At 63.6% G+C, this 18,356-nt stretch carries 14 protein-coding genes and 1 tRNA gene; 7 read left to right on the top strand and 8 right to left on the bottom strand.

Annotated features, from left to right (window positions below; genetic code table 11):
• The first annotated feature begins 97 nt into the window (after nt 1-97).
• Genes LY632_RS05245 through LY632_RS05235 form a run of 3 tightly spaced genes read left to right on the top strand, consistent with a single transcriptional unit; the run spans nt 98 to nt 5,963 of the window.
• On the top strand, nt 98-1,468 hold the full coding sequence (locus LY632_RS05245; protein WP_234092753.1) for an efflux RND transporter periplasmic adaptor subunit: 1,371 nt from the start codon (nt 98-100) through the stop codon (nt 1,466-1,468).
• Nucleotides 1,465-4,587: an efflux RND transporter permease subunit gene (locus tag LY632_RS05240; RefSeq protein ID WP_234092752.1), complete on the top strand. Its 3,123-nt coding sequence runs from the start codon at nt 1,465-1,467 to the stop codon at nt 4,585-4,587. Before LY632_RS05245 ends, LY632_RS05240 begins: the two co-directional genes overlap by 4 nt.
• Nucleotides 4,588-4,601: 14 nt before the next feature.
• Nucleotides 4,602-5,963, top strand: a complete 1,362-nt coding sequence (locus LY632_RS05235; protein WP_234092751.1) for an efflux transporter outer membrane subunit — start codon at nt 4,602-4,604, stop codon at nt 5,961-5,963.
• 310 nt (nt 5,964-6,273) lie between these two features.
• Here LY632_RS05235 and LY632_RS05230 read toward each other — a convergent pair.
• Nucleotides 6,274-6,364: transfer RNA gene (locus LY632_RS05230), tRNA-Ser, on the bottom strand.
• A 135-nt stretch (nt 6,365-6,499) separates the two neighbouring features.
• On the opposite strand from LY632_RS05230, the gene LY632_RS05225 reads away from it, so the two are divergent.
• The 3 genes from LY632_RS05225 (at nt 6,500) to LY632_RS05215 (ending at nt 8,673) form a co-directional block, all read left to right on the top strand.
• The gene (locus LY632_RS05225) at nt 6,500-6,907 is read left to right on the top strand and encodes a metallopeptidase family protein (RefSeq protein WP_234092750.1); all 408 of its coding nucleotides are present in this window, start codon (nt 6,500-6,502) and stop codon (nt 6,905-6,907) included.
• Between the two features lie 103 nt (nt 6,908-7,010).
• Entirely contained in the window at nt 7,011-8,123 is a 1,113-nt protein-coding gene (locus LY632_RS05220; protein WP_234092749.1) for a peptidylprolyl isomerase, read from the top strand.
• 235 nt (nt 8,124-8,358) lie between these two features.
• A complete protein-coding gene (locus LY632_RS05215; RefSeq protein WP_234092748.1) occupies nt 8,359-8,673 on the top strand; it encodes a DUF1905 domain-containing protein in 315 nt (104 codons plus the stop codon).
• Here LY632_RS05215 and LY632_RS05210 read toward each other — a convergent pair.
• Together LY632_RS05210 and LY632_RS05205 are read right to left on the bottom strand one after the other, a co-directional pair.
• Complete coding sequence (locus LY632_RS05210) at nt 8,670-9,029, bottom strand: VOC family protein (RefSeq protein ID WP_234092747.1); 360 nt, start codon at nt 9,027-9,029, stop codon at nt 8,670-8,672. The genes LY632_RS05215 and LY632_RS05210 overlap by 4 nt on opposite strands.
• The gene (locus tag LY632_RS05205) at nt 9,029-11,122 is read right to left on the bottom strand and encodes a bifunctional (p)ppGpp synthetase/guanosine-3',5'-bis(diphosphate) 3'-pyrophosphohydrolase (RefSeq protein WP_234092746.1); all 2,094 of its coding nucleotides are present in this window, start codon (nt 11,120-11,122) and stop codon (nt 9,029-9,031) included. Before LY632_RS05205 ends, LY632_RS05210 begins: the two co-directional genes overlap by 1 nt.
• 137 nt (nt 11,123-11,259) lie before the next feature.
• On the opposite strand from LY632_RS05205, the gene LY632_RS05200 reads away from it, so the two are divergent.
• The gene (locus LY632_RS05200; RefSeq protein ID WP_234092745.1) at nt 11,260-12,651 is read left to right on the top strand and encodes a patatin-like phospholipase family protein; all 1,392 of its coding nucleotides are present in this window, start codon (nt 11,260-11,262) and stop codon (nt 12,649-12,651) included.
• On the opposite strand, the gene LY632_RS05195 is transcribed toward LY632_RS05200, so the two are convergent.
• From LY632_RS05195 to hemF, 5 genes are read right to left on the bottom strand one after another with little or no spacing between them, the layout of a single operon-like run.
• Nucleotides 12,648-14,564: a M1 family metallopeptidase gene (locus LY632_RS05195; protein WP_234092744.1), complete on the bottom strand. Its 1,917-nt coding sequence runs from the start codon at nt 14,562-14,564 to the stop codon at nt 12,648-12,650. The genes LY632_RS05200 and LY632_RS05195 overlap by 4 nt on opposite strands.
• A 44-nt stretch (nt 14,565-14,608) precedes the next feature.
• Nucleotides 14,609-15,271, bottom strand: a complete 663-nt coding sequence (locus LY632_RS05190; RefSeq protein ID WP_234092743.1) for a TrkA family potassium uptake protein — start codon at nt 15,269-15,271, stop codon at nt 14,609-14,611.
• A complete protein-coding gene (locus tag LY632_RS05185; protein WP_234092742.1) occupies nt 15,261-16,589 on the bottom strand; it encodes a TrkH family potassium uptake protein in 1,329 nt (442 codons plus the stop codon). The genes LY632_RS05190 and LY632_RS05185 overlap by 11 nt, the downstream gene beginning before the upstream one ends.
• Entirely contained in the window at nt 16,589-17,461 is an 873-nt protein-coding gene (locus tag LY632_RS05180; protein WP_234092741.1) for a Rieske (2Fe-2S) protein, read from the bottom strand. The genes LY632_RS05185 and LY632_RS05180 overlap by 1 nt, the downstream gene beginning before the upstream one ends.
• The gene (hemF, locus tag LY632_RS05175) at nt 17,458-18,315 is read right to left on the bottom strand and encodes an oxygen-dependent coproporphyrinogen oxidase (protein ID WP_234092740.1); all 858 of its coding nucleotides are present in this window, start codon (nt 18,313-18,315) and stop codon (nt 17,458-17,460) included. Before hemF ends, LY632_RS05180 begins: the two co-directional genes overlap by 4 nt.
• Between the last annotated feature and the right edge of the window lie 41 nt (nt 18,316-18,356).

The raw sequence follows: 18,356 nt of genomic DNA, 5'->3' as shown, positions 1-18,356 counted from the left end.
ACTGCAGCTTTGCCTTCATCTCCTTCGACTTCGTGATGTAGCTCTCAGGCGCCTTCCGTCCTGGCCCACCGCTCGCCACAGGTGGTGCATCTCGCCATTGATCTTTACGCAGACCTTGCCGAGGGTCCAGCATCACTGGCGAAGGCCCTGCGAGGGGCTGGCCCGTTGGCGCCTGCCAACGGCAGCGAAGCGGGGACCGGAACGGTTTCGCCGTTGCCTCAAAGTTTCGGGGCAGATGTCGATCCGGCGGTCTGCCAGGATCCGCTTATGTCATTCTGCAACTTACCTGAAATGCCGTATCGCCTATTCTGTCCTGGTGTTGCATGATGTAGTCGGGACGTGTCTTGCGGAACATCTCGCTGGAACTCCCGTTCGCGAAACTGTTCACCTGGCCTGGCGAAGATTATCCTCCATGCGCAATTTGCTTCTGATCGCGGCTGCGATGCTGACAGCCGCCTGCTCCGGAGAAGCGGAGCAGCGCCCAGATCGCAGCGTCACCGTGGTGGCTGAACCTGTAAACTACCTGCCCGATGAAACTGTAGTCGAAGCAATCGGTACGGCGCGTGCAGCACGCTCAGCACAGATTTACCCTGAGGTCTCGGGGCAAGTCGTGGCCGTCCGCTTCCGCCAGGGCGGTTTCGTGAAGGCCGGTCAAGTGCTTGTGGAGCTCGATTCCCGGCGCGAACGGCTAGCGTTGCGGCTTGCAGAAGTGCGCGTCCGCGAGGCTGAGCAACTGCTCGCCCGTTACCGCCGGATCGAGGATACCGGCGCACTTTCGGAAAGCCAGATCGAAGCAGGCGAAACTGCGCTGGCCGCCGCCCGGATCGAACGTGACCAAGCGGCAGTCGCCCTTGCGGAAAGGACCATTCGCGCGCCCTTTGCCGGGAATGTCGGCCTGGCCGAGGTGGATGTCGGCGATCGCGTGACTCCGGAAACCTTGATCGCCCAACTTGACCAGCGTGCACGCCTCTTCGTCGACTTCAACGCGCCCGAAGCCGTCTTCCGCCGCCTCCGCCCGGGAGAAACCGTTGAAGTCGTCGCGTTCTCCGACCCCGGACAAGCGATATCGGGCCGGATCGAAGCGATCGACAGTTCGGTCGAACAGGAACAGCGGAGCTTTCGGGCACGGACAGTAATCGACAACACAGGCGACCGCCTCCGGCCGGGCATGAGCTTCAGCGTGCGCTTCGTCGATAGCGGCGTGAGCCGGCCCGCGGTTCCCGAAGCCGCAGTAGTTTGGGGCGGTGAAGGTTCTTCGGTTTTCGCAGTTCGCGATGGCAAGGCCGTGAGAGTGCCGGTCACGATTACTTCTCGGCGCGAAGGGCTGGCCCTGCTCGACGCAGACCTCGGCGCGGAAGCGCTCGTGATCGTAGAAGGTGTCCAGAAAGTGCGCGAAGGGCAGACGGTGAAACTGGTCCGTCCGCCAGCGCCACGCGAGGCCAAGGTCAAGGTTTCCGGCGCGCAATGAAGACGGACCTGCCCTTGCTCGCGGTCAAGCGGCCGCTCCTGATACTGGTCCTGAACCTGCTTATCGTCATTGCCGGCATCGCAGCCCTTCTGGGGGTCGAGGTGCGCGAGCTGCCGAATGTCGATCGTCCGATCGTTACCGTCAGCGCGACACTTCCGGGCGCGGCTCCCGAGACAATGGATGCCGAGGTGACTTCGATCCTCGAAAATGCAGCAGCGCGGGTCAATGGCGTCCGCCAGATCCAGTCATCGAGCGAGGAGAACAACAGCCGAATTCGCATCGAGTTCACTCCCGGGACTGATCTTGATGCTGCAGCTTCGGATATCCGCGAAGCAGTCAGCCGGGTGACTCGCGAGCTACCTGACCGCGTTGAACAGGTTCGCGTGGTCAAAGCCGATGAAGACGCCGAAGCCGTCATGACATTGGCGGTCTCTAGCAACCGCTACGACGTCGCCGAGTTGACCCGGATTGTTGAAACCGACATCATCCCCGAGCTTCTCACCGCCGCAGGCGTTGCCAGTGTGGATACCTTCGGTACGCGCGAGCAGCAGCTGCGTGTGGCGGTCGATCCGATCCGGCTGGCACGATATCGCCTGACGATGAGCGATGTTGCCGCAGCGCTCCGGCAGGCACCGTTCGACACTCCGGTGGGCTCCTTCCGTTCCAATGCCCAGGAACTGGTCGTGCGGGCCGAGGCCAATGCTGCCGACCCGCAGCAAGTGGCTGCTGTGTTTATCCGTGACGAAGTAAGCATCGCGGACGTGGCCGAAACCTATTTCGCTCCGGCCGATGCAACCAGCTATGTACGCTTGGATGGTGAACCCGTCATCGGGCTCGGAATTATCCGCCAGGCCAATTCCAACACCATCGCCATCTCAGCGGCGACCCGTGACGCGGTCGAGCGGATCGATGCCAGGTTCGACGATCTTGAAATCCGGGTGATTGCCGATGACGCCACCTTCATCGAGGTTTCGGTGCGTGAAGTGGCCATTACACTGGTCATGACAGTCGGAGTGGTGATGGCGACCATCTTCCTTTTCTTCGGCCATCTCAAGCCCACGCTGATCCCCAGCACGGCAATTCCCGTTGCCCTCATCGGGGTTGTCGCCAGCATTTGGCTACTGGGCTTTTCGATCAACTTGCTCACCCTGCTCGCGCTGGTCCTGGCGACCGGACTTGTTGTCGACGATGCCATCGTGGTGCTCGAGAATGCCCAGCGACTGCAGAAGGAAAACGGCCTGGGACGCAAGGCCGCAGCTGTGCTTGGCACTAGGCAGGTCTATTTCGCGGTGATCGCCACAACTGCCGTCTTGGTGTCCGTCTTCGTGCCGATAAGTTTCCTTCCTTCCGAGACAGGCCGTCTGTTTCGTGAATTCGGCTTTGTCCTTGCAACTGCCGTTATCCTGTCAACCTTCGTCTCGATTTCCCTTGTGCCAGCGCTGGCAGCGAAGATCGATCTCGGCGGGGATGCCGCCGAACCCGACCCCAGGCTTCAGGCTTTCGCCACCCGTGCGGCAATTCGCTATCGAAACGCAGTGACGAGATGCGTCACGCACCCTTGGCGAACACTGGGGCTGTCATTGGTCGCCGTGGTGGGTGCCGGCCTGCTGTTCACGCAGATCGAACAGGAGCTCGTGCCCGATGAGGACCGCGCAACTTTCTACGTTAATGCCAGCGGGCCGGACGGCGTCGGCTTGGCGTTCATGGACCGCGAGATGGATGAGATCGAACTCATTCTCGAACCGCTGCTGGAAAGCGGAGAGGTCGAATCCACTCTTTCCATCGTCGGCCGCTACGATCCGAACCGCATCCAGGTAACTGCCACCCTGGCCGATTGGGGTGAGCGTGATCGGAGTCAGGGAGAGATTGTTGATTCGCTCAAAGATGAGCTCGATGCGCTGCCTGGCTCGCAAGCATCGGCTCGCGGGCGCGGCACATTGAGCGGCGGGTTCGGTGGCGGAGGCGGCGGATTGCAGGTCGCGCTTACCGGTGGCAATTATGAGGGCATCTACCGTTCAGCGCAGGCGCTGGCCGAAGCGATCGACACGGAGTCCGAGATCCTTTCTGACCCGCAGATATCTTATCAGCCTACCCAGCCGCAGCTTTCGATCCGCATTGACCGGGCGCGCGCGGCGGATCTGGGCGTCGACCTCGACGATCTGGCACTGACCCTGAGGGCAATGGTTGATGGCGAGGAGGTGGTCGATCTCAACGTCAACGACCAGGCAATACCGATCTATCTCACCTCCGAGACGGTCTCTATCACGCGCCCCAACGACCTGGGAAATTTGTTCGTACGCAGCGGGAGCGGTGCACTGGTGCCGCTGTCCTCGCTCACCGAGTTTCGGGAAGAAGGCATCGCTGCCGAACTGGACCGGACCGAGCAACGTCGCGCGATCGAGGTCGAGGCAGAGATTGCTCCGGGTGTTTCGCTGGGAGAAGCCGTCGCCGAGATCGAACGATTGACTGAAATGGCTGTGGCCGAGGACGTCGACATGATCCTCCAGGGTGAAGCAGAACAGCTTGAAGAAAGCTCCAACGAACTGCTGCTTACATACGCCTTTGCCCTCCTCATCGTGTTCCTGGTGCTGGTGGCGCAGTTCGAAAGCCTTGCCAGTCCGTTCGTAATCCTGCTGTCGGTGCCGTTCGCGCTCGCAGCGGCCGTTTTCGCGCTCTTCCTCTCAGGAACATCGCTGAACATCTACTCGCAGATCGGTCTGGTGATGCTGATCGGCCTGATGGCGAAGAATGGCATCCTCTTGGTCGAGTTTGCCGATCAGCGCAGACAGGAAGGCGCTGGCGTGGGCGAAGCGATCCTGGATGCCGCAACCCTGCGGTTGCGCCCCATTGCGATGACCTTGATCTCAACCGTGCTGGGGGCGGTGCCGCTGGTTCTGGCCGGCGGCGCAGGCGCGGAAGCCCGCACGGCCATTGGCTGGGTAATCTTCGGAGGATTGGGCCTGGCGGCAGTTTTCACCCTGTTTCTGGTGCCGGCGCTCTATGCGCTTATTGCCCCGCTGGGCAAACCACGAAGTGTGGATCTGGCCCGACTTGAGCTTGAACTGGCCGAAGAAAGCGCGACAGGGACGTTGCCAGGCCCTGGGGCGGTGAAGCAATGAAAGCGGTGGTCCCCATGACAGCGGCCGCATTTCTCCTTGCAGGCTGCGCAACCGGCATGGTGGAAGTGCCCCAGGTGGCTTTCGACGTGCCGACACAGTATGCTACGGACCTTCCTTCGTCCGGCGTCGATGAGGCTTGGTGGACGGCATTCTCCGACCCAGTACTCGACGGCCTGATCCAGCGGGGCCTTGCGCAGAATCTGGAAATTGCGACCGCACGCGAACGCATGAAGGCCGCACAGGCGCTGTTGCGTGCCGAAAGGGCCGACGGATTGCCCCGCTTCGATGGCTTCCTGGAAGGGGGGGTGGAACTGAGCGATGGCGGAACATCTGCCACAACCGCTTTCGGACTGCTTGGCAGCTTCGACCCCGACCTGTCCGGGCGCCTCGCCGAAGAAACGAGAGCGGCAGCCGCGCGTTACGCCGAAGCTGACTACCTGCGTGCCGACCAGCGTCGACTGGTCGCAGCAGCGATAGCAGCGCAATATGTGGAATACCGGCGTACCGGCGCCCAGCTCGAACTTCTGAAGCAATCGACTGAATTGCAGCAGCAAACCCTGCGGATCGTGACCCTGCGCTTCGAAGCGGGCCTTGCCGCCAATCTCGATGTGCGACGGGCTGCAGCCGATCTGGCACAGACCGAAGCAAGGCTGGGTCTGATCGAGATAGCCCGGGCCGAAGCAGCGCATGCTCTGGCTGTGCTGGTCGGGGTAACGCCCGGGTCACTGGAGATCGAACGGGCGCAAGAAAACGATATCATACCCGAATACCGGCTCGGCCCACCGGTGGGTACTCCAGCAAACTTGTTGCGGCGGCGGGGTGATATACTCGCCGCCGAAGCGCGCCTGGTAGAAGCGGCGGCCGAGATCGGGATCGAGCGATCGGATCTGCGACCATCGCTGGTCGTGCCCGGATCGATCCTGATCGGCGATGGTTCGCTGGACGGCCTGTTTTCAAGCTTCATCGCCAGCTTGGGTGCTGCGCTCGACCTGCCGCTGTTCGACGGCGGGCGACGGCGAGCCGAAGTCGAGGCCGCCGAGGCCGAATTGGCGGCTCGCTTGGCGGAGTATCGTCAGGCTTTCCTGGTGGCGGTGGGAGAAGCGGAGAACGCCTTGGTGGGGATCGAAGCCTTCCGGGAGAGAGATGCCTCACTGGCTGCTGCAATCGAACAGAGCGAGGCAGCCCTGTCCCAATCGAATGCTCTATACCGGGAAGGCCTGGCGACTCTCTTCGACGTTCTCGATGCGCAGCGCCAGCTGATTTCAAGCAGGCAGGCGCAACTCGACAATGCAGCCGCATTGGCCAGCGCTTTCATCTCGCTTCATTCCGCCGCAGCAAGTTCTGTCGAAAGCAGCGCCGAGCCCGACGCAGACTGAAAAGCCGGTGTTGTCAGGACAAGAGCACTTTGCCGGTCCGGACCGGGTTGCTGGCCTCTCCGCCCGCGGCTTTTGGCGGAAGGGACAGGTCTTCCGGGGGTGCTGGCAGTCCAACCGCAACTCGTCTCGGATCGGCGCAGCTATCGGCCATGAAGCTCTGCAACCCAGCCAGTGCGGCTGAGCGGCAGGTCTTGTAGGTCTCCCTGTCGATCAGGTGGCGTTCGAGATTGACCCGCAGGGCCGCGAAGCGAACTGGTTGTGGACGTTGGCGTGGACCGAGGCGAACTTCTGAAAGCTCCTCTCCGGGAGGTGGCGGAGCAGGAGGGATTCGAACCCTCGATACGGGGTTACCGTATACACACTTTCCAGGCGTGCGCCTTCGACCACTCGGCCACTGCTCCGTTTCTTGTCCGCGCTATCGCTTCGCTGCTTGAGCGCGTCATGGCCTCATGCAGCGAAGCGTTAGGCCAAACAAGAACGCGCGCCTCTAGCGGGGGGCGCTTGCCCTTGCAAGCGTCGCCGCTTACCTGCGCGGCATGACCCGCACTTTCGGCACCCCGATCAGCCTCGCAGAGATGGAAGAACTCGGCCTCGCCGCGCTGGAGCGGCTGCCGGAGGTGTTCCGCGCCGAGATGGGCGATGTGGTGTTCCAGGTCGAGGATTTCGCCGACGAGGAGACGCTGGCGGAAATGGGGATCGAGGATCCGTTCGAACTGACCGGGCTCTATGAAGGCCATGCGCTGACCGAGCGCAGCATCGAGATGTCCGGCACGCTGCCAACCCGCATCCGCCTGTTCCGCCGCCCGATCCTCGACGAATGGGCGGAGCGCGGGGACGAGACGCTGGAGCATCTGGTGGCGCATGTGGTGATCCACGAGGTCGGCCATCACTTCGGGCTGAGCGACGAGGATATCCATGCGCTTGAGGATATGGCGGGCGATTGACGCGCCCACCCCCAGCCCCTCCCGCAAGCGGGAGGGGAGCGAGGCTTGCCGATCCGCAAGGAGAGGCTAGCCGGAGCGGGGTGGGCATGGCATGACCTTCTCCATGAAGAAACACCTCGCCGTCACCGCCGCGTTAGCCGCCCTTGCCTTCACTCTGCCGCTTGCCGCGCAGGACGAACCGCAGGGGGCGCCTTCGCCGGGCGAAATCGTCGCCGCCGCGCCCGCGTCGGACTGGGTGGCGATCCCGGCGGAGGACCTGCTGGTGATGACCCTTGCCCCCGATGCCGAGGGCAATCCACGCCAGGTGGTGATCCAGCTGATGCCCGCGCCGTTCTCGCAAGGGTGGGTCAGCAACATCCGCACCCTCGCCCGCGCCAAGTGGTACGACAACATCAGCGTCAACCGGGTGCAGGACAATTACGTCGTCCAGTGGGGCGATCCCAATTACGACAACCCCGAAGCAACCGGCGAGACCAAGCCGCTGCCCGAGGGGCTGAAGGTCATGGGGGAGGATGCGTATATTGCTCCATTCTTTTATGACCCTTCAGCACTAAAGGCCCAAGGCGTCGGAAGAAATGCGGCAGCAAGCAAGGCAACTACACTAGCATTGATCGCTGCGGGCATTGACATCGATTCGTTCGATAAGCTGGCAGCTGCAGAGCAATATCAGCTGGGGCGGGAAGCCGTCGCGGATCGGTACTCCGACTTTGCGACTTTTGCCCAAGGCTGGCCGATAGCAGGTACTGACGAGAAATTCTGGCCCACCCACTGCTACGGCATGGTCGGCGTCGGTCGGAACTATTCGCCGGACACCGGCTCGGGGGCGGAGCTCTACACCGTGATCGGCCATGCGCCGCGGCATCTCGACCGCAATATCGCGCTGGTCGGGCGGGTGATTTCGGGGATGGAATTCCTCTCCTCCCTGCCGCGCGGCAAGGGCGATCTGGGCTTCTATGCGGAGGACGAGTTCGACAAGCGCACCCCGATCCTGACCGTCCGCGTCGCCAGCGACCTGCCCGAAGCCGACCCGGCCTCAAGCAGCGAAGCGGTAGGCCAACAAACACGCCCGCGCTTCGAGTATCTCTCGACCGAGAGCGAAAGCTTCGCGCGCTATGCCGACGCCCGCGCCAACCGCCGCGATCCGTTCTTCATCGTGCCGGCGGGCGGCGCGGATATCTGCAACATCCCCGTGCCGGTGCGCCCGGTGGCGGAGTGAGGATGGGTTCACGCAGAGACCGCAGAGGAAAGGAGAGCGCGGAGGTTTCGTGCTCGCGGCGAAGCCGTAATTTTGTTCGCGCCAAGACGCCAAGGCGCGAAGGAGTTGCGCCAGGCTGGCCCGATGCACTCTCTCTTGGCGTCTCTGCGTCTTGGCGCGAAACAATTGAGTGCGGCTTCGCCGCTGTCGGCTTCACCTCAGCGTTCTCCTTTCCTCTGCGCCCTCTGCGCGAACCATGACAAGCGACCACCTCATCCTCACCACCCCGCTCGTCTTGTGGGACGGCTCAGCCGCCTATCACCTCGTCCGCCTTGGCGGCGAGCCTGCCGAGGCGATCACCATGCATGCGACGTTGCAGAGGCTCGAATTCGGCACGCGGCGCGGGTTCGGCTCGGTCAAATGCTGGGCGCAGGTCGGCGAGACGCGGTGGAAGACATCGGTGTTTCCCTCGCGCGAGGTCGGTTGGATACTGCTGGTTGGAAAGAAGGTATTGCGGGCGGAGGATCTGGCCGTGGGCGATCCGGTCCACCTCACGCTCGAACTGCTCTAAGTCCGCTGCATGAACTCCAAGCGATTGCCGAACGGGTCATCGGCGAAGAAGCGGGCGTAGCCCTCGATCGCCGTGTCGTCGCGGGTGGTGTGGCCTGCCGCCTCCAGCCTTGCGCGCAGGTCGGCGAGATCATCGACCAGCAGCGCGGGATGCGCCTTTGTCGCCGGGCGGAAGTCCTTGTCGACGCCCAGGTGCAGGCTGAGCGCCCCGCCTGTGAACCAGCAGCCGGACGGCGAAAGCTGCGGCGGCTTGGGCACTTCGGTCAGGCCCAGCAAACCTGTCCAGAACGCCCTCGCCTTGTCCTCGCCGCCAGCCGGGATGGCCAGCTGGACATGATCGAGGCCCAAGACTGGCATCAGATGCGTTCGGCCTGCGCCACCGCATCGCTCGCCCGCAGCGCGCTGAGCATGCGGGTCAGGTGGGCGAGGTCCTGCACTTCCAGATCGACCTCGTAGGCGGTGAAGGGATGGTCGAGCTGGGTCTGCTCGAGATGGGTCACATTGACGTGGTTCTTGGCAAAAATGCCGGCCATTTCCGCCAGCGTGCCGGGCCGGTCGTACAAGGTGATCCTGAGGCGCCCCACCGCACCCTGGCTCCGCTGGCCCCATTGCAGATCGATCCAGTCCTGGTCGATCCCGCTGGCGAGCGTGAGGCAGTCGATGGTGTGGACCTCCACCCCCTCGCCCGGCTTGCGCGTACCGACGATCCGGTCGCCCGGAACGGGGTGGCAGCAATCGGCCAGCTTGAAGCCGACCCCGGCGGTGAGCCCGCGGATGGAGATCGCCTTGTCGCGTTTGGACCAGTCCGGCACCTCGTCAGCGAATTCGGCGGTGCAGCCCGGGACCAGCGCTTCCATCACCGCGAGGTCGGAAATCTGCGCTGCGCCGATGGCGTACATCAGGTCTTCCTCGTCTTCCAGCTCCAGTCGGCCGAGCGCGAGCCGAAGCGCCTTCTTGCCGATCTTGGCGGGGACACGGTCGGCGATGTCTTCATAGAGCTTGCGGCCCAGTTCCGCGACTTCGGCGCGTTCTTTCAGTCGTACCGCGCGGCGGATCGAGGCCCGCGCCTTGCCAGTGACGACAAATCCGAGCCAGCTCAGCTGCGGTTCGGCCTCCTTGCCCTTGATGATCTCGACCACGTCGCCATTGTTGAGTGCGGTGCGCAGCGGCATGTGCCGTCCGTTGATCTTCGCGCCGACAGTCTGCGCGCCGAGATCGGTGTGCACCGCAAAGGCGAAATCGACCGGGGTCGCGCCCTTGGGCAGCTGGAACAGCGCCCCCTTGGGGGTGAAAGCGAAGATGCGGTCCTGGTAGATCGCCATCCGCGTGTGCTCGAGTAATTCTTCGGCATCGTGGCTGGCATCGACGATCTCGATCAGGTCGCGCAGCCAGCCGACCGCGCCATCGGGCGTTTCGTGCTGCTTGTAGGCCCAGTGCGCCGCGAACCCGAATTCGTTGCGCTGGTGCATCTCGCGTGTGCGGATCTGCACCTCCACCCGCATGGAATTCTCGTACATCAGCGAGGTGTGCAAGCTTCGATAGCCGTTGTTCTTGGGGGTCGAGATATAGTCCTTGAACCGCCCCGGCAGGAACTGCCAGGTCGTGTGCAGCACCCCCATGGCGCGGTAGCAGTCCTCGACACCGTCGGTGATGATGCGGAAGGCGAAGATATCGCTGACCTGTTCGAAGCTGACGTGGCGCTCGGCCATCTTGGTCCAGATCGAATAGGGATGCTTCTCGCGGCCGCTGACTTCGACCTTGAGCCCAGCCTCGGCCAGCGCCTGCTTGATCGCCAGCGCGATGGCATCGACCTGCCCGCCGTCCTGCTGGCGCAGCTTGGCCAGCCGGTCGGTGATGGTCTTGTAGCCCTCTGGCTCGAGCTGTTCGAACGCCAGCAGCTGCATCTCGCGCATGTATTCGTACATGCCGATGCGTTCGGCGAGCGGGGCGTAGATATCCATCGTCTCGCGAGCGATACGGCGGCGCTTTTCCTCGTTCTTGATGTGGTGCAGCGTGCGCATGTTGTGCAGCCGGTCGCCCAGCTTGACCAGCAGCACGCGGATATCCTCGCTCATCGCCAGCAGGAACTTGCGCAGGTTTTCCGCCGCGCGCTCGTTCTCTGGCATCTGCTCGATCTTGCTGAGCTTGGTCACCCCGTCGACCAGCCGCGCGACATCGGGGCCGAAGTTGCGCTCGATGTCCTCGATCGTCGCCAGCGTGTCCTCGACCGTGTCGTGCAGCAGCGCGGTGATGATCGAATCCTGGTCGAGCTTGAGATCGGTCATCAACCCGGCGACTTCGACCGGGTGGGAGAAGTAAGGATCCCCGCTGGCACGCTTCTGGCTGCCGTGTTTCTGCACGGTATAGACATAGGCGCGGTTGAGCAGCGCCTCATCGGCGTCGGGGTCGTATTCCTTGACCCGTTCGATCAGTTCGTACTGGCGCAGCATCGTCCATCAGAATGTGGCCGTATCAGGGCATATTGCAATGCAAAAAGGTGCGCCAGGCGAAATGTATCATGGCGCTATCGCGTTTTGGTGACGCGCCGCTATCGTGCGGTCATCTTGGGGTGGAAGAGGGGCCTAACATGCAAGCGAGGTTCGTGGCCGGGGCATTGGCGCTGGGCGCCATGCTGGCCGGATGCAGTATCAACCAGAAGGCTCCGCTGACCGCGCAGGGCGACATGTGCAATTTCGTCACCCACAAACTGGCCGTGGCCATCCCGGAGGACCGCGAAGGGATCGATAGCCCGCTTTCGCCCTTTGCCCAGGCCATCGAGCAAAGCCTGGCCGCGCATGACACGGGTGTGGAACGCGGCGAGGAAGCGCAGGTGCTGTTCCTGTCCGGCGGCAGCGAGCACGGGGCTTACGGCGCAGGCATCCTCAGCGGCTGGGGCGGCGACGGCGATATCCCCGACCTGCAGGTGGTGACCGGCGTATCGACGGGGTCGATCCTGTCCACCTTCGCCTTCGTCGACAAGGGCGATTTCGCCGCTGACGGCTACACCATCGACAGCGAGAGCCAGCTGCTCAACGTCTACAGCAAACCGAAGAACGGCCAGCCGGACGTAGGCAACTTCATCGACCTGCTCAAGAAGGGGGCCTTTGCCGATCTCGAGCCGCTCAAGACCCGGCTCGAAGGCTATCTGACCCAGAGCTACCAGACCACCGGCCCGACCGGGGTCATCATCACCACCACCGCGCTGGCCGAAGTGGCCAAGCGCCATGCCGAAGGGCGGCGGCTCTATGTCGGGGCGGTCGATGCCGACAGCGGCGACGGGGTGGCGTTCGACATGGGCGACATGGCCGCGCGCACTATCGCCAACCAGAACGGCAAGGCGGCGCATTGGCTCGACTGCTATATCGACGCCATCGTGGCGTCCTCCTCGACCCCGATGGCCGCACCGCCCGTCTTCATCGACAACACCATGTATATCGACGGCGGGGTCCGCTTCGGCCTGTTCGGGGATTCGGTGATCGAGGCCTTCAAGGCGCGCAAGGAAGCCGCCCGGAACGACGACAATGCCCCCACCCCGCCGCGCGTCTATGCAGTGATCGACGGTACGCTGACTCTGCCGCCCAATGTCTGCCCCAAGGAAAACCCGGCCGATTGCAGCGGTGATCCGCCAACCTGGACCAGCGCGGGCCAGCACAAGGACTGGAACATCCTGCAACTGGCGCTGCGGTCGGAGCGGCTGCTGGTCAACCAGGTCTACCGCTTCTCCGCCGCCTCGGTCGAGGCCGAGGCCTGCGAGGATGCGGGCTGCTTCAACTTTCTGCGGATCGAGCCCGATGTGGCGCAGTTCGGCATCACCCTGCCCGCCCCGCTCAACGCCGGCAACACCGGGCAGCTGACCTGCGCGCAGTGGATAGCAGTGGACATCGCGCAGGACAACCCGATCCAGTTCCACAAGCGCTATATGCGCTGCCTGATCGCCTATGGGCAGGTCAAGGTCGCGGCCGCTGGCTGGGGGAGTTAGGAGCTCACCCCCACAACCTTGTCCACCGCGCCGCGGGTGACCGCGTGGTAGCTTTGCCGTGTCTTGGCATAGATCCGCCTCGCAATGGGTTCGCCCCAGCTGCCCTGCTCCATCAGCACTTCGAACAGCGGGCGGACGAACTTGGTGCGCCCGACCCGCGAGAGAAACGCCTCGGCCTGGGGCACGGCAGGTTCGTAGCGGTTCTGCAGTGCCAGCTCGAGCCACAGGAACAGCTCTTCGTTGTTGCCGGTCTTCGACAGGCCAAGGGTGCTTTCGAGCTTGGCGAGGTCAGCTGCGGTTAGAGTCTTGGGAATGTTGTCGAGGAAGCGCTGGCGCTCGGCCGAAGTCCAGCCGTCGTAAGTCGCGGCAGCCGGGATGGTGCGCGCGTCGGCATAGGCCTTCACCGCCGTATCGATCTCAGCGAAGGCAGTCGCATCGGGGCGATAGACATTGCCCGGCAGGCCGGGCTGGTAGATCCATTCCTCCAGCATCAGCTTCTGCTCGAGCTCCTTGTCGCCCTTGACCAGGTTTTCGCGCAGGTCGGCGAGGAACATGGCGGAGGTGGCGGGCTGGAAGGCGTGCCGATCGAACCAGCTGCGCAGCCAGGCATCGAATTTCTCGCGCCCCACCGCATGCTCCAGCGTGCGCAGAAACGCGGCGCCCTTGTTGTAGACGATGGCACTGCCCGCGCTTTCGGTCCCGATCGGCTGGTGCAGGGCGGTGCCCGGCGCATCCGCACCGACCTCGGCCAAGGTCTCCTCGATTGCCGCGAAATCGAGCAGCGCCTCCTGCACGGCGCGCTTCTCGCCGTAGATTTCCTCGACGATGCGGTTCTCGAAATAGCTCGTCACCCCTTCGTTGAGCCAGCTATCGGTCCAGTTGGCATTGGTGACGAGATTGCCCGACCAGCTATGCGCCAGTTCGTGCGCGACGAGGCCCGTGAGGCTCTTGTCGCCGGCGATGAAGGTCGGCGTCAGGAAGGTCAGCGTCGGGTTTTCCATCCCTCCGTAAGGAAAGGCTGGTGGCAGCACGATCATGTCATAGCGACCCCAGCGATAGGGGCCGTAGAGCTTCTCGGCTGCCTCGACCATCGCTTCGGTATCCTCGGTCTCCTTGGCCGCCGCCTCGATCATCGCCGGCTCGCTCCACACGCCGGTGCGCGGGCCGAGCTCGCGGAACACGATATCGCCCGCCGCGATCGCGATCAGATAGGGCGCAACCGGCTTGTCCATGCTGTAACGGAAGGCGCGGCGCCCGTCGTCGAGTTCTTCGGGTTCGCCGCCCGACAGGCCCGACATAACCACCGTCAGTTCCTCAGGCGCGGTGATGCGCGCGTCCCAGGTCTGGCGGATGCCCGGGCTGTCCTGCGTCGGGATCCAACTGCGGTTGAGTGTCGGCTGGCCCTGGCTGAGCAGATAGGGATGCTTGCCCCCGGCGGTCTGTTCGGGGCTGAGCCATTGCAGCGCATCGGCATTGGCGGCGGAATAGGTAACGGTGATCTGGCGCGGTTCCTCGCTCTCGGTGGCGCCGATCTTGACCGTCAGCGGCGCGCCGTGAAGGCCCTCGTCATCGCCTTCGACCGCTTCGCCCAGCTCCCATTCGAGCGGCTTGCCCTCAGCGTCGGTGACACTGGCGATGTCCAGCCCGTCAGTGTCGAGGATGACCTCATCGACGCCCGGCTCGGCGATCACGTCGAGCACCGCCTTGCCCGACACCGCCTTCTTGTCGAAGTCGAGATCGAGATCGAGCGAGACATGGCTGACCCGCGCCTCGAGCGGCTTGGCGAAGCTGTAGGCGTCTTCGGCATCCTTGCTGTCGAGGATCGGCGCGACTTTTGGCACTTCGGCAGGAGCCTCGCCTGTCAGAGAACAGGCGGACAGCAAAAACAAGGCAGCAGCGGCGATCAGGCGCATGGGGGTACTCCGGTGGAATCTGTTGGCGAGCGCGTTAGCGCAAATCAGCTCTGGGCCGCAAATGCCTCGATCTTTTCGACCAGGCCCGACACGACCAGCTCGTCATCGGGCAGGATGATCGTGTCAGGCGTTGCGTGGATGAAATCCTCGCCTCGGCGCTTGACTCCAACTACAGTGATATCGTGCTTCTTGCGACACTCGCTCATCACCAACGGCAGGCCCATGATCGATTCTGGTGCCTTGAGCCGGGCAATGCCGAAGTCGTCGCCAAAGGCGATGAAGTCGAGCAGGCGCTCGTTTACCAGCCGCGCCACCCGCTCGCCCATCTTCTGCTCGGGAAACACGACATGATGCGCTCCGGTGCGCTGGAGGATACGGCCGTGGCGCTCGTTATTGGCCTTGGCCCAGATATTGGGGACACCGAGGTCGACCAGCGCCAGCACCGAAAGCACGCTGGCTTCCATATTTGTGCCAATCGCGACGACTGCGGATTCGAACTGCGCACAGCCGAGTTGCTCGAGCGTCTCGACTTCGGTCGAATCGCCCTCGACCACCTGCGTCAGCATGTCGCGATGGTCCCTTACGATCTCGGCATCGTGGTCGACCCCCAGCACTTCGTGGCCCATGCGTTCAAGCGAGCTGGCAACGGCACTGCCGAAGCGGCCAAGACCGATCACCAGCACAGGTTTGCGTTTCTCAGCCGACAATGGGGTTCTCCTCAGGGTAGCGATACTTGCGGGTCGACCCGCCAAGGGCAAGCGCAGTCGCAGCGGTAATGGTGCCGACCCGCCCGACGAACATCAGCAGGATCAACACCAACTGAGCCGATGGCGGCAGGTCGGCGGTGATCCCGGTCGAGAGCCCGACGGTGGCGAAGGCCGAAATCGTCTCGAACAACACCTCCTCCAGCATCAGGTCTGTCACGGAAGTGATATACATCGTCGCGCTCAGGATCAGGATCAGCGCCATCATGATCACCGCCAGCGCCTGCCGCTCGATCGCATGGCCGAACCGCCGCCCGAACATGGAGGCATCGCGGCGGCCGAGTATCTCCGCCAGCATGATCGCCACCAGCACGAAGAAAGTCGTCACCTTGACGCCCCCGGCGGTCCCGGCCGATCCACCGCCGATGAACATCAGAACATAGTTGGTCACCAGCGTCTCTTCACGGAAGGCACCGACATCGAGGCTGTTGAACCCGGCGGTGCGCGGCATGACCGAATGGAACGCGGCGTTGAGTACCTTGTCGCCTGTCGCCATCTGACCAAGGGTCGCAGGGTTGCTCCATTCCATCGCCAGGTGGGCGACGACCCCAGTCAACAGGAGGAAGCCGGTGCCCGCCAGCGTGATGCGGCTGTGCAGGGTCCAGTGCTTCGTATCGATCCCATGCTCGCGCCAGTCCTCGAACACCGGGAAGCCGAGCGAGCCGATCACCACCGCCAGCATCACCGGGCCCAGGATCAGTCCATCGAGCTGGAATTCCATCATGCCAGCCGAGAAGCTGGAAAAACCGGCGTTGTTGAAAGCGCTGATGGCATGGAAAATGCCGTGCCAGGTGGCCTCGCCGGCGGGCATGGCATGCGCAGTGGCGAAGCGGATGCCGAGTGCAAGCGCAATCGTCACCTCGACCACCACGGTGATCACCAGGACCAGCTTGAGCACCGAAGCGGCATTGCGACCGGTTAGACGCGAGCGCTCGACATGGGTTGCCTGCCGCATTTGCAACCCGAAGCCTCGCCCGGCCATCAGGCCGAGAAGCGTGGCCGCCGTCATGATCCCGAGGCCGCCGAGCTGGAACAGCAACATGATCACAAGTTGTCCGAAGCCCGACCAATAGGTCGCGGTATCGACCACGATCAATCCCGTCACCGCGACCGCCGAGGTCGCGGTAAACAGCGCCGTCAGGAACGGGGTGCCGCTGCCATCGGCACTGGAAACCGGTAACATGAGCACCACGGTGCCGATCGCGATGGCGACGGCAAACAGCAGCGGGATAAGCCGCACGGGGTGGAGGAACGCCCGCATCAGCGGCGCGATACAGCGTGCCGCACGATCAGTCGAGCGCCCTCGATTACAGTCTCAAAGAGTGGGAGCGAGCCGCAGCGCTTGTAGTCCTCGGCCCCGGTGCGAAGATCGAAGCGGTAACCGTGCCACGGACAGGTAAGGCCACCCTCCGCGTCGGGCTGGGCTTCGTCCAGCGGGGCCAGCGCATGCGGACAGCGCGCGGAATGGGCGATCCAGCGGCTTTGCCAGAAACGGACCAGTACCTTCTCGCGGCCCAGCATGCCCTTTTGCACCGCGTCGCGATCCAGGGCAGCCTCGGGTCCAAGGTCCAGCACCTCCGCCGGCGTCACCGAACGAAGGGCCTTGCGCTCGTCCAGCGCCGCCTGCCGCCCGAGCATCAATGCCTCGTCCTCGTCATAGAGGGCCGCGTATTGCGCCTGCAGATAGCCGAGGATCATCGCCTGCTGTTCCACGCTCTGCGGCGCTTGCGGAAGGTAGAAACGCACATCGACCTCGATCCCGCCCGCATCGAGCGCGCTCGCCTGGGTGTGGATCTGCGTCCCCTGCCCCGGGCCGTCGACCACGGTGGTGGCCCAATAGTGCCGGTCGTTATCGACCAGCAGCTCGATCAATTGCTCTCCGCCGTGGGGGAGCGCGGTCTTGCAACGCCAGCCCCATGGACCGCTCTCGACCTCGGCGATGGCCGCAAAGGACGACGGATGCACAAAGGGCAGATGCTCCCAGTCGTGCGCGTTCTCCATCATCCGCGTCAGGTTCGACGGGATCTTGCGGACATAGTTGCCGACATGGTGCAGCCGCCCGGTGACGGCATAGTCAATCGCCTTGGCGCGACCGGAGAAGCCCTCGCGGTCGGCGGCAGTGATCTCGATCAAGTCCACACCGCTTCGGGCGGCAGGCTCATCAGGATGGCGTCGATATTGCCGCCGGTCTTGAGGCCGAACAGCGTGCCCCGGTCATAGACCAGGTTGAATTCGGCGTAGCGCCCGCGCCATTCGAGCTGGGTCAGCTTGTCTTCCGGCGTGAAGGCGCTCTCCATCCGGCGGCGGACCAGCCTGGGATAGATATCGAGGAACGCCTTGCCGACATCCTGGGTGAAGGCGAGATTGCGCTCGAACGCGGCATCATCGCTGCATTCCAGATGGTCGTAGAAAATCCCGCCGACGCCGCGATGCACGCCGCGGTGGGGGATGAAGAAATAGTCGTCGGCCCATTTCCTGAAGCGTTCGTAATAGGTCGGGTTGTGCGCCATGCAGGCGGCGCGGAACCGGGCGTGGAACTCCTCGGTGTCTTCCTCATAGGGGAGCGGCGGGTTGAGGTCCGCCCCGCCGCCGAACCATGCGGTCTGCGTCGTCAGGAAGCGCGTGTTCATATGCACCGCGGGCACATGGGGGTTGGCCATATGGGCGACCAGGCTGATCCCGGTGGCGGTAAAGCCCGGCTGCTCGGCCGATGCGCCATTGACCTGCCCGGCGAATTCCTTGCTGAAATTGCCCTTCACGGTCGAGACATTGACCCCGACCTTTTCGAACACCTTGCCCTTCATCAGGCCCTGCACCCCGCCGCCGGGATCGGAATTGCCCTCTTCCTCGCGGTCCCACGCGGTGTACTGGAAGGCGGCGTCCGAACCGGCCTCGCGCTCGATCGCCTCGAACTCGGCACAGATGGAATCGCGCAAGGCTTCGAACCATTCGCGGGCGCGGGCGGTGTGGGGTGTCCAGTCGGTCATTCAGCACACTTGCCAAAGCGCGCCGAAGGCGGCAAGTGAAA

Source organism: Erythrobacter sp. SDW2 (genome assembly GCF_021431965.1).
GTDB lineage: Bacteria > Pseudomonadota > Alphaproteobacteria > Sphingomonadales > Sphingomonadaceae > Parerythrobacter.
The sequence above is the reverse complement of the archived record's forward strand: the minus strand, read 5'-3'. Positions and strand labels throughout refer to the sequence as shown.